General features: G+C 57.1%; 6 protein-coding genes. 3 read left to right on the plus strand and 3 right to left on the minus strand.

The window, feature by feature from the left end:
• Window position 1 precedes the first annotated feature (1 nt).
• From HQL52_09480 to HQL52_09490, 3 genes are all read right to left on the minus strand, one after another.
• Window positions 2-775 carry a PHP domain-containing protein gene (locus tag HQL52_09480; GenBank protein ID MBF0369673.1) on the minus strand — a complete coding sequence of 258 codons (774 nt, stop codon included), beginning with the start codon at window positions 773-775 and terminating at the stop codon, window positions 2-4.
• A complete protein-coding gene (locus HQL52_09485) occupies window positions 772-1,101 on the minus strand; it encodes a DnaJ domain-containing protein (GenBank protein ID MBF0369674.1) in 330 nt (109 codons plus the stop codon). The genes HQL52_09480 and HQL52_09485 overlap by 4 nt, the downstream gene beginning before the upstream one ends.
• 127 nt (window positions 1,102-1,228) lie before the next feature.
• Window positions 1,229-2,971, minus strand: coding sequence for a Na/Pi cotransporter family protein (locus tag HQL52_09490; protein ID MBF0369675.1), 1,743 nt, complete (start codon window positions 2,969-2,971; stop codon window positions 1,229-1,231).
• Window positions 2,972-3,611: 640 nt separating this feature from the next.
• On the opposite strand from HQL52_09490, the gene lsrF reads away from it, so the two are divergent.
• The 3 genes from lsrF (at window position 3,612) to HQL52_09505 (ending at window position 11,730) form a co-directional block, all read left to right on the plus strand.
• Window positions 3,612-4,490 carry a 3-hydroxy-5-phosphonooxypentane-2,4-dione thiolase gene (gene lsrF, locus HQL52_09495; GenBank protein ID MBF0369676.1) on the plus strand — a complete coding sequence of 293 codons (879 nt, stop codon included), beginning with the start codon at window positions 3,612-3,614 and terminating at the stop codon, window positions 4,488-4,490.
• 209 nt (window positions 4,491-4,699) lie between these two features.
• Complete coding sequence (locus HQL52_09500; GenBank protein ID MBF0369677.1) at window positions 4,700-6,781, plus strand: bifunctional aldolase/short-chain dehydrogenase; 2,082 nt, start codon at window positions 4,700-4,702, stop codon at window positions 6,779-6,781.
• A gap of 185 nt (window positions 6,782-6,966) precedes the next feature.
• Complete coding sequence (locus HQL52_09505; protein ID MBF0369678.1) at window positions 6,967-11,730, plus strand: Helicase associated domain protein; 4,764 nt, start codon at window positions 6,967-6,969, stop codon at window positions 11,728-11,730.
• The last annotated feature ends 294 nt before the right edge of the window (window positions 11,731-12,024 follow it).

Consider the following 12,024-nt stretch of genomic DNA (forward strand, 5'->3'; position numbering starts at 1 on the left):
TCTATTCCGACGACAACTCCGCCTCCCTCTCCCCTTTTCTCTCCCCCTTGTCAGCCAGCTTTTGCAGCGTCTTCCAAGCCCGTCCCAACTCAAAGGGCGCATGGGCGTTGGAGCCTGGTGAGATCAGGGCGTTATGGCGCTGTAAAATCTTGAGATAGGGTTCCATGGGGTTTTGATAGGCGGGGTTCAGCTCGATGGCGATGCCGTTGGCGGTGGCTTTTTTGACCACCTCTTCGAAGCGTTCCATGGGAAAGGGGGTGTTGTAGAGGTGGCAAATGCCCCCGGGATGGGCGATGGCATCCACCTGGGGATTTTCAGCCAGTGCCATCAACCCCTTATACTCCAGCTCCACCGCCCGCTCCGGCTCCAGCGTCCCCACATCCCAGCCATGGCCAGGATAGCTGTGGACCGCCCCCAGAATAAACTCCACATGCTCCGCCATCTCAGAGGTCAGCAGCAAACCTCCATCAAAATCGGTAATGGGCACCTCCAGGCCGATGCCGATCATGATCCGGTCCCGATGTTTTTCCCGCAGAGCGCGCAACTGATCCAGATAGCGTCTGAACCAACCACTTTCGGTGGCAATGTCGGGTTCGGTATGTTCGGTAAAAATCAGCCGGGTGAGGCCTGAATTGATGGCCTGATCCACCATGTCGGAAAGATCGGCCAAGCCGTCGGAAAGGTTGGAATGGGCGTGATATTCCCAGGGAGGGATGGGGGCCGGAAGGGGGGTGGCGGGGATAAAGAGGGTCTTGATGTCAGGCTTTCGCCTCACCGTTTTCGCATCCCCCGCAAGAGCCGTAAAAATTCGGGTGGGGCCTTCTTTTTGCGGCTCTTGCCCAGATGTCGGCTGGTGGAAACAGTCTTGCAGAATTCTGAGATGATGTCAGCATCCAGGAGGTTGCGTTTGTCAGGATCCTTCAGCACCAGGTACGCCTCCACCATGGTTTTGAACAGCTCCTCGGAGTTTGGATCCTTGGCGACATCGGGGTGATGCACCCGAGCCAGATCACGAAAGGCCCGTTGGATACCCTTTTGGGTCGCATTTTTGGGAATGCCCAGAATATCGTAATAATCCGTGAGAGCCTTCTGACCTGGCATACCAACCATGCGTCTACTCCTTTGGCGACCTGATACCACTTTTTAGGATGGTAAAAAAACTGGCGGCGGTCGTGGGAAACCCGCTCCCCCGACCGCCGCTTCAAGTCAAACAGTCAGCTTCAGGGGATTACACAGCCACCAGAGCTGAGGAGCCTTCCTGGTGCATCACCAGACGGGCAATCCGCTTGGAGTGGCTGTAGATCCGTTTGTAGTTTTCAAGGATATCGCTCAAGAGAGAGAAGGCCAAGAGTTCATTGGTGGTATGCTCACCTTGAAGCAGATTTTTATGCTTCTCCAGGACCAAATCATCCATGGCATCCACCACATCCGCTTCCAGTTTCAGAACCATTTTGGCAGCGTCGGGGCGATCATGCTCATAGGCGGCCATGGCGGACTGGAAGGCTTTGACCACCACTTCGTGGAAGCCATTCAGGGTGTTGATCTCATCCTCACCCAGCTGCACTTTGCGCTGGGAGCACACTTCGGCCAGATGGAACATGTGGGTCTCGACGATGTCACCGATATTTTCCAGCTCGGTCACGGTCGTCATGGCGGACATCGCCTCGTCAGCACTCTTTTCGGTGAGATCCCCCCGGCCGATTTTGGCCAGATATTTGGAAATTTCACCATAGAGGATGTCGGCCTTGTCATCCATATCCCGGACAGTGGTCATATAATCGACGTTGCCGGTATAGACCCCCTTGGGAATACCGTTCAACATTTCGGTCACCACTTCACCCATACGGCCCGTCTCACGACGCACCATGCTCAGAGCGAGGGGAGGAGTGGAGAGCATACCGTCATTAAGATATTTGGGACGGTAGGCCGCTTGGGCTTCCTCTTCGACAGTGGCCTCCTTGAGGGGCACGATCTTCATCACCAGCTTGGCAAAGGGGCCAGCGAAAGGAAGGAAAATCAAGGTATTGACCACATTGAAGACGGTGTGGGCGTTGGCGATCTGCCGGGGAGCCTCAACAGCAAGCTTGGCAGTACCGGTGAGACCCACATCGGCTACTGGAGACATGGTGGTGACTAATTCCACCAGTTGGTCGATAAAGCCGACCCAGAGCAGCACCCCCGCGATATTGAAGAGCAGATGGGCTACCGCAGCCTGAACCGCTTCACGGCTCTTGCCGATACAGGCCAGCATGGCGGTGACACACGTACCGATGTTGGCGCCAAAAGCGAGGGCGATACCCGCTGGCAAGGTGATAAACCCCTGCCCCGCCATGACGATGACGATGCTGGTCGTCGCCGAGGAGGATTGCACAAGCCCTGTAAACAGAGCCGCCACCAGGATACCCAATATCGGATTGGACATGGAGGCCATGAGATCCAGGAAGGGCTGGAAGGAGCGCAGGGGCTTCATCGCGCCACTCATCACACCCATACCGAAGAAGACCAGACCCAAACCCATCAGCACCAAACCCCAATGCTTGATCCGCTCTTCCTTGGCCACCAGGGACATCAACCAACCGGAGGTCACCATCAGCAAGGCATACTTGGTAACCTTGAAGGCGACGATCTGGGCGGTGATGGTGGTACCGATGTTGGCGCCGAAGATCACCCCGATGGATTGGGTGAGATTCATCAGGCCTGCGGTCACAAATCCCACCACGATGACGGTGGTCACCGAAGAGGATTGCACCACCGCAGTGGTGAGCGCCCCGGTGATGACCCCGGCCACCCGGTTGGTGGTCATCTTGGCCAGGACATCCTTCATCTTGTCCCCGGCCACATGGCGCAGGGATTCGGTCATCATCTCCATGCCGTAGAGGAACAGGGCCAATCCCCCAAACAAGGTCATGGCCATCTTCCACCAGTCGATCCCCTTATCAGATGATGATCCGGCAAAGGCAGGATCGATCATTAAAAAGAGGGTGACCATAATCCCCATCATTACCCATGGTCGATGGTCTCGTGGCAATTTCAATAGATACGGCATATTTCCTCCTCGGTGGTGGATTCCTGCTGGCAGCAGAATGAATAGTCTGGCATGACCGCCGGTTATCCCAAGCGTGCATATTGGTGTCAGACCGGGTATCGACGTCGTTTATTTTTCAAGCTTATTGGATGCTGAAATGGAAGCCATGCCTCTATCCAGTGCGGATGATTGGCTTCGGACAGCCTGCTTTTCGAGAGCCCCCTCTCACAAAATTTTCTTATACGAGCGAAAACATCATTTTGTTTTGTGAAATTTGTGTAACGAGAACGTTACACGGGCGTCATAATAGTAACCTTTCCACATTCAAATCAAGACCAAATGTCCGATAATTACACTTTTTTCCACTCCCTATCCCCACCCCCTCAAAAGCGGAGGTGAGCTGTTGAAATGGACCGCCTCTTTGGATTAAACCTTCCAGGTATCCCGATGGTAGAGTGGACCGGATGGAAAATATTTTCCGCTCCCTTGTAAAGGTCGGGAAGTTAGCGTGAGTCCCTTGGGGCGACACGAATGGCGGGAGCCACTATTTCAGTCACTTTTTTCCAAAAGCGAAGGATCGAAACCCATGGCGGACACCGACGGCAATCAAGAATCAAAAAACTATCATCTGGATATCCCCATGGAGAGCCAGGTTTCTGGCCTCAAGGGTTGCAACTCTCTCGATTGGGGGATGAAAAATCGGCTTTCAAACATTTTCGACCCCAAGAGCAATCGCACGGTGATGCTGGCTGTGGATCACGGCTATTTCATGGGCCCCACCACCGGCCTGGAGCGGATCGATGTGGATATCGTGCCCCTCCTCCCTTATGCCAACACCCTGATGTGTACCCGGGGTATTTTGCGCACCTCCATTCCCCCCACCTTCAACAAGGGTGTGGTGCTCCGGGCGAGCGGTGGCCCCTCCATCCTCAAAGAGCTTTCCGATGAGGAAATTGCGGTCAACATGGAGGATGCCCTGAGGATCAATTCTGCAGCGGTTGCGGTGCAGGTCTTTATCGGTGGCGAATTCGAAACCCGCTCCATCCACAACCTGACCCGGCTGGTGGATGCAGGCCTGCGCTACGGCATGCCTGTGCTGGGCGTGACGGCGGTCGGCAAAAACCTGGTGCGGGATGCCAAATATATGCGTCTGGCCACCCGCATCTGTGCCGAACTCGGCGCCACTTACGTCAAAACCTACTATGTGGATGATTTTGAAACCGTCACCGCCGCCTGCCCGGTGCCCATTGTGATTGCCGGTGGTAAAAAAATTCCGGAACTGGATGCGCTGACCATGGCCTATAATGCCGTACAGCAGGGTGCTCACGGCGTGGATATGGGCCGCAATATTTTCCAATCCCCAGCTCCAAAAGCCATGATCCAGGCGGTCAACAAGGTGGTGCACGAAAACATGCCCCCCAAGGAAGCCCTGGCTCTCTATGAAGAGCTGAAAAACGCGGGTTGATATTCTGACTGCTATCAGTGGCCCCTGGCAGGGAATCCCTTTTTTATGAAAGGGAGGCTCCATCCCTTTCATATGGGGCCACCGATTGCTTTTACCGCCCCCATGCAGGCCAGATAATCCAGGCTGTCCCAACGCCTGGATAGCTGGCTTTAGAAGCATGGGAATTGCCATCCAGATCAGACTGGAATTGGAAACAGGAATTGCCATCCATGAAAAGCCGTTGGAACGACCAGGAAGCTGCCGCCTTCGTTGCCCGCCACGAAGCCCAGTGGGGTCAGGATTTGGCCTTGCGCACCTATACCGGCCACCTGCTGGGTAGTGACAGAGAGCTGGTACTCCACGGCGGGGGCAACACCTCGGTCAAATGCTATCGCACCGGCCCCCTGGGGGAGCCCATCGACGCCATTCACATCAAGGCCTCCGGCTGCGACCTGGCCACCATGACGCCTCAGGATTATGTACCGTTGAATCTGGGCTATCTGCGACGGCTTTCCACCCTGACACAACTGAGCGATGCCCGGATGGTGTCGATCCTCAAGGCCCACACCCTGGAAGGCTCTGACGCGACTCCCTCCATCGAGGCCCTGCTCCACTGTTTTATCCCCCACCGTTTTATCGACCATACCCACGCCGACGCCATCCTCACCCTGGGCAACCGCGAGGGGGGGAGTGAGCGCCTTCGGGAGGCTCTGGGGGAGGAGGTGATACTGCTCGATTATGTCCACCCCGGCTTTCAACTCTCCCTGGCCGCCGCCCAGGCCTTTTCGGAAAACCCCCAGGCCAAGGGAATGGTGCTGCTCAAGCATGGCCTCATCACCTGGGGAGAGAGCGCCCGGGAAGCCTATGAAGCTACAGTGGAGATGGTCACCCGGGTGGAAAAATATCTGGCCACCCTCAAGCTCCACGATCCCCCCCCCTTCGAGGTCACCTCAGAGCCTACCGCCAGGAGCCGTTATCGCAAGCTGGCACCCCGCTTGCGGGGAGCCCTGGCAGTCGCCACTGGCGATGACGACCAACCCTGGCAGCGGATGGTGCTGCAGCCCCTGATCACACCGGAAACTTTAAAACTGGCAGATCATCCCCAAGGCCGGGAGATCGCTCTAACCCCGCCGCTGACATCAGACCATCTGATCCGCACCAAAGCCCTTCCCCTCTGGCTGGACAATCCCGAAGAGGCGGTAGCAGCAGTGGCCGGATATAGCGAAAGCTATGACGCTTATTTTGAACGCCATCGGGAACACCTGACCCCAGGGGTAAAAAAACGCGATTCCAAACCCCGGATGATTTTGATCCCGGGGGTGGGGGCGGCCATTGCCGGGAGCGATCTGACTGAATCCACCATCGCCCGGGATATCACCTGCCAGACCATCACCGTTAAAAACCGTATCGCCCAAACCGGTCGCTTCGAAGGGCTGGATGAGCGCCACCTCTTCGACATGGAATATTTCAGTCTCCAGCATGCCAAACTCAACGCCACCACCCGGTTGCCGCTCCAGGGTTCCATCGCCCTGGTGACGGGCGCAGCGGGGGCCATTGGGGCTGGGATCTGTCAGGAGCTGTTGCAGCAGGGAGCCCTGGTGGCGGGTACCGATCTGGCGGGGGAAGCGCTGGAGGCGCTGTCGGAGCGGTTCAAGGCCGATTTTGGCGAACGCTTCATGGGGGTGGCGTTGGATGTCACCGATCCGGAAGCTGTGAAGGAAGGATTTGGTCAGGTGATCGATGTGTGGGGCGGGGTCGATCTGGTGATCATCAATGCGGGGCTGGCCCACGTCTCTTCCCTGGCCACCATGGATACCGACCGCTTCAAGCAGCTGATGCGGGTCAATACCGAAGGCACCCTCCATATTTTGGGTGAAGCGGCCCGGCTGTTTGAATTACAAGGCACCGGGGGGGATATCGTCCTCATCTCCACCAAAAATGTCTTTGCACCCGGAGCCAACTTTGGGGCCTACAGTGCCACCAAAGCCGCCTCCCACCAGCTGGCCCGAATCGCCAGCCTCGAACTCGCAAGCCAGGATGTCCGGGTCAACATGGTCGCCCCCGACGGGGTGTTCAGCCATGGGGCCAACAAGTCGGGGCTGTGGGCTGAGGTGGGGCCGGACCGCATGCGGGCCAGAGGGCTCGATGAAGATGGCCTGGAAGCCTATTATCAAAACCGAAACATGCTGAAAGCCAAAATTACCGCCACCCACGTCGCCCGGGCCGTGCTCTATTTTGCCACCCGTCAATCCCCCACCACCGGGGCCACCCTGCCGGTGGATGGCGGCTTGCCGGATGCCACTCCCCGATAAGAGCGACCAAGGACAACTCTGAAATTCTGACTTTTGATAAAACCTGACGATCCCGATTATCGATAAAAGCCCCCTGGCCACATGCGATCAGGGCCTCCTGCCGATCCGTCCTGAAACACCCATCCGGATCAATCAGGTTAGCCGGGATTTTTCTCTTCAACCCCTGACGAAACCGACTACCATTCATGGGATCCAAGCATCACCGAACCGGCTTTTTTTTGCGTGAAGGCCTTTTCAACAACTTTGGCCACTTTTCCGAGCTGGAAGCGCGTATCACCGAGCTTCCCAGTGAAAAGGATCGCAACGACGCCTTGGAGATATTTATCGAAGGGATGCTGGCGACCCGTGCTCTGGATGCCGTCAACGACTTTCAGCCCCTCGATTTTGTTCCCTTTGAGCGTCGCCGGAAGCTTTTTCCACCCACAGGGGAGACACTGGCACAAGGGGTTTTTAAAACACCAGCCGGGGAGGAGCACCCCTATCACGTGCTGTTCAAACCGGGCAGGCCCCCCCTCTCCAACCGGGATGTCACCGATTTTCTGGCTCTTCAGGGGCTCTTTCCCCATAAGCTCCTCATCACCAACTGCGACCTGCTCCCCCCGGCCCTCAGCCGTGAGAAGGGGGTCTACAGCTTGAGAGGGAGCGATCTGGACCGGTTGGAGCGCCGAGAGATTCTCGCCATCCGCCGCTGGTTGCAAGGGGGAGGTCTCACGGTGGAACGGCAGGTTTTGCCCAGACACCTGGAAACCGCACGGGGAGAGATCCACAATGGGCTAAACCGCACGGATCAGGGCTCGGTGATCTTTCCCCCCGGTCTGGAGAGCGCCCGCCTGCTGCTGGCCCTCGGGGAAAAGCAGGCCGGACGACGCACCCTGCTGATCTGGAGCCCCAGCTTTGACCGCTTGCAGCAGATCCTCAATATCTGGCGTCAACAAGCCACCTGGCAGGCCCTCTCCCCCTTGCTGGTCCACGACCCCAAAGCCCCCACCCCGCCAGATCATCCCCCCCTGAAAACGGAAGAGCTGAATTTTCCCCTGGCGGTGGAAGCAGAAGATATTCGGCGCTTTCTGGCTTGGCGGAGTAACAGCACCAAAGCCATTCTCGCCACCCATTCGGCGGCTTCCCTGGTGGCAGAGGCATTGACAGAACAGACCCCACCGGAGCTGGCTGTTTTTCTCGATGCCCACCACCCGCCCCTCTCCAGCCCCGGCGAATCCCTTCAGGCCCTCCTGGACAACCCCACCCTCAGAGGCCGCAAAACCCTCTTTTTGGCCCCGGTGGAGCACCATCAGGAGATCACCCGCAAGGATAAGAATGGAGAGGCCAAAACCCTCTTTTCCCTAAAGGATCAAAAACGCTTCGGCCCTCCCTTGCATCAACTGGCCGTGGCCGAAGCCGCCAAGCTGGGGCTCGTGGCGCCCACCCGGCTGGTGCTCTATGTGGTAACCCCCGAAAGCCTCGAACAAGCCGCCGCCACGAAAAAAAACAGCCCAGAGGAATCCCCTGCTCAAACCCCAGGCGAGCCCCTTCCAGCCGCCGCCCTCACCATCGATCGCTCCCAGGAACCCTCTGTCACTGAAAATCCGAAAACTGATAATCCGGTAGAAGAGCCAGAGCTGGATCCGACAACAGTCACCGATTTTGCCTTTTGGGAGCCCCCCGAAGAGGTAGCTGAAGAGGTGGCTGAAGAGGTAGCTGAAGATTTATTAAAACCTGCTGAAACCACCGATACCTCTCCAGACAAAGCCGCCCCCGAAGAACAGCCCGAACCATCCGAGGCCACCCCTGCTGCTGAACACTCCCCAGTGAATAAAAAATCGGCGCTATCGGATAAGGCACAAAGTGATGGGGAGCAAGAACTCCCGGAGGAAGTACCTACGGCATCTACCGATACCAAAACCACCCGCACCGCTGCTGAACAAGCGCCATCAGAAGCAATCCGGGAGCCTGCTGAAAAGACGGCAGGGAAGGAAGCGACCGACAGCAGCGATTCCGATGCCCCCACCCAGAAAACCAAACCCCGCAAAGCCAAAGCTGCGACTCCCCCTACCCCATCCCCCCACCATCAGGCTCTCTGGTTGGCCCTGGGTCAGGTGATGGCAGAGAGCAAAATTCACAAGGTGCTCTCTCTACACCCCTCTCCCCCTCTCGCCCAGGCGTTCATCACCGCTGATCTCCCTCAAAGATCGGCAGAAGAAGGAAAAATAGAGACCTTCCATGTCAACGGGACCATGGGATCAAGCGAGGTTAAATCCTCTATAGCCGCATATGCGGATGGAGATAAAACCGCCCTCCTCTCCCTCCCCTTCGGCTACGATCCCCACCCCGACTCTCCCCCCTGGCAGCTGGCGGTTATCTCCCCCCCCAAATCGGGCCGGGGAGACTCCCTGGGGGTAATTTCGCGATTGATGAGCCAACCGGCTTCCTCCCCCCCCGCCAAAGCCCCGGCCATTCTGCTGATCCCCCTGTTTTTGGAGGGAAAGCCCGGAGAAAATCTGGCGGAGCGGCTCCAGAAAACCAATCTGGCCGGGGAGCTTGATCTCATCCAGTGCCATGTGGAGCTGGAGGGCAGCTTAAGTGACATCATCCGCCTGTTGGGAGAAAACAAGGGGCGTACGGGTCATTGGAATGCCGCACCTCTGCTGGCTGAACGATTGGCGGAAAAAATCGATATCCAAGCGCCCAACGAACTCTTGGAAGAAGCGCGCCAGAGCGTGTCCGAATATCTGGTGGATCAACTGGGCTCCTTGTGGGACCAACGCTTCGGTGAATTTATCGCCTTTCGGGATCGTGCGGGCCACGGGGAGCTACCCAAAAAACATCCCGATCATCCGGAGCTGGGACGCTGGGGAGAGCTGCAACGGGAAGCCAAAGCCAAAGGGCTTCTCTTGGAAGAACGGCTCAAACGCCTGGAGGCCGCCCGGTTTGTCTGGGATCTGGAGCAGGCTGGCTGGGAAAAACAGCTCAGAGAGGTGGTGCGCTTCAAGGAGACCCACGGCCACGGCAAAATTCCCGACTCTCTGAAGGATAATCCAGAGCTGGGCAAATGGTGCAAACTGCAACGCAAGCTCAAAGCCCACGATGAACTGGCCCCGGAGAGGATCGCCAGGTTGGAGCGGGCGGGATTCGTTTGGGATCTGAAGGAGGCGGCCTGGGAGGCGCAATTTGCCAATCTCGGACAGTACAAACTGCGCCACAATCACTGCCGGGTGCCGGACGTCTATCCCGACCACCCTGAGCTGGGCCAATGGGCCAAGGATAACCGCAAAAACGCTGCCAATGGCACACTGAGTGATGAACGCCGGGAAAAACTGGAACGCATCGGCTTTGTCTGGGATTTGAAAGAAGCCGCATGGCTCGATCAATACCGGGCACTTTCCCAATATCGCTTTCGCCACAACCACTGCCGGGTACCGGATCTCTATCCGGAAAATCCGGAACTGGGCAAATGGGCCAAGGATAATCGCCGGGCAGCCCAGATGGGCACCCTCTCCCGGGAGCACCGGGAAAAACTCGACCAGGTGGGATTTGTCTGGGATCTACAGGAAGCGGCCTGGCTTGATCGATTTACCCTACTTGTTCGTTTCAAGGAGCGAACCGGTCACTGTAAGGTGCCGGACCTTTTTCCGGAGCAGCCGGAGCTGGGTAGTTGGGCCAAGGAGTGCCGCCGCTTAAAACGCCGGGGCAAAATCAATCCCCGCCACGAAGCGCGTCTGGAAGAGATCGGCTTTGTCTGGGATCTGGAGGCGGCGGCTTGGGAGGAGATGTTCGATCATCTGAAACTGTTTCGTGAAACCCACGGCCATTGCCAGCCCCCAGCCACCTATCCCCCGGTGCCGGGCCTCCCCCCCTGGGTGATTCGCCAGCGGTCGGATAAATATCGCAAGCGGCTGGCTCCCGAGCGCATCACCCGGCTCGATGAGATCGATTTTATCTGGGATCTGGAAGCCAAACAGTGGCAGGAAATGTTCGAAATCTTGGCCGCCTTCCACCAAGCCCACCACCATTTTCATCTACCCAAGGGAGACCCCGATACCGCCGAGCTGGAAAAGTGGGTCACCAAACAGCGCGGGCTCCATAAATCGGGCAGGCTGGATCCAGAGCGGCAGGAAAAACTCACCGGGATCGGTTTCGTCTGGGATAAACGGGATGCCGCCTGGGAGGAACGTTTTCAGGCGTTGGTACGATTCAAAAAAGAGCGCAACCATTGCAACGTCCCCGGCAAGTGGGCGGATGATCCGGAGCTGGCCAGGTGGGTGGCCAATCAGCGCAAGGATCACAAAAAAGGGACCCTGACCGAAGAGCGCATCAACCGCTTGACCGAACTGGGCTTGATTTGGGATACCCGGGAAATCTTTTGGGAGGAGATGTTTGCGGCTCTGGTGGAGTTTCGGGAAGTGCGGGGCCACTGCAACGTGCCGGACGTCTATGATGAAAACCCCCAGCTCGCCTGGTGGGTCGCCACCCAACGCAAAGCCAAACCGTCGGGGCAGCTTTCAGAAGAGCGGCTGGCCCGATTGGATGCCCTGGAGTTTGTCTGGGATCCCTTGGCGGCCCGTTGGCTGGAGATGCTGCTGGAGCTGCGCCAATTTCACCAAACCCACGGCCACTGTCTGGTTCCCAAGGAGTGGCCGGAAAATCCCGCGTTGGGATCGTGGATCGCCACCCAAAGAAACGCCGCCCGCAATCGGATGTTGAGCGAAGAGCAGGTGGAACAACTATCCGCCTTGAATTTTGTGTGGGATCCCCAGGTGGCTCTGGCTGAAGAGATGTTCGTTGGGCTGGCGCTCTTCAAGGAAACCCACGGCCACCTGAACATCCCGGTTCAATACCGGGAAAACCCCCAGCTGGGGTTATGGCTTCAGTTTCAGCGTCAGGCGTGGAAAAAAGGTACTCTTGATCCAGAGCGAAAAAAACGGCTCCAGGAGATGGGATTGGTTGCCGGATAGGAACCCGGACCGTTACCTTTAAATCATGGTTGCAGAATATTAATACCCATACTTACTGCAAACAAGGTTTGAAAATTGCTGCGCCAATTCAAAAGCAACATGCGAATCCACAAGATTCGTGCAAATAGTTCCTTTTAGAGGCAAATCTACCTGTTCTCCACATTTCTTTTTTGATTCGTGTATCAATCGACTCACAGCAAAACCCGTTTCATTTTTATTTGCAAAAATGCCTGATAAAAGGTTTTTCCCCAGTGGCTGGCACCTGCCAGGCAGAGGGCGAGATAGTCCGGGTTG

It is taken from the genome of Magnetococcales bacterium, from assembly GCA_015232395.1.
Lineage (GTDB): Bacteria > Pseudomonadota > Magnetococcia > Magnetococcales > JADFZT01 > JADFZT01.

Bases quoted from the DNA above. Each gene is read 5' to 3' on its own strand.
- HQL52_09500 (MBF0369677.1), top strand. From the start codon at position 4,700: ATGAAAAGCCGTTGGAACGACCAGGAAGCTGCCGCCTTCGTTGCCCGC.
- HQL52_09505 (MBF0369678.1), top strand. From the start codon at position 6,967: ATGGGATCCAAGCATCACCGAACCGGCTTTTTTTTGCGTGAAGGCCTT.
- HQL52_09490 (MBF0369675.1), bottom strand. From the start codon at position 2,971: ATGATCGATCCTGCCTTTGCCGGATCATCATCTGATAAGGGGATCGAC.
- lsrF (MBF0369676.1), top strand. From the start codon at position 3,612: ATGGCGGACACCGACGGCAATCAAGAATCAAAAAACTATCATCTGGAT.
- HQL52_09485 (MBF0369674.1), bottom strand. From the start codon at position 1,101: ATGCCAGGTCAGAAGGCTCTCACGGATTATTACGATATTCTGGGCATT.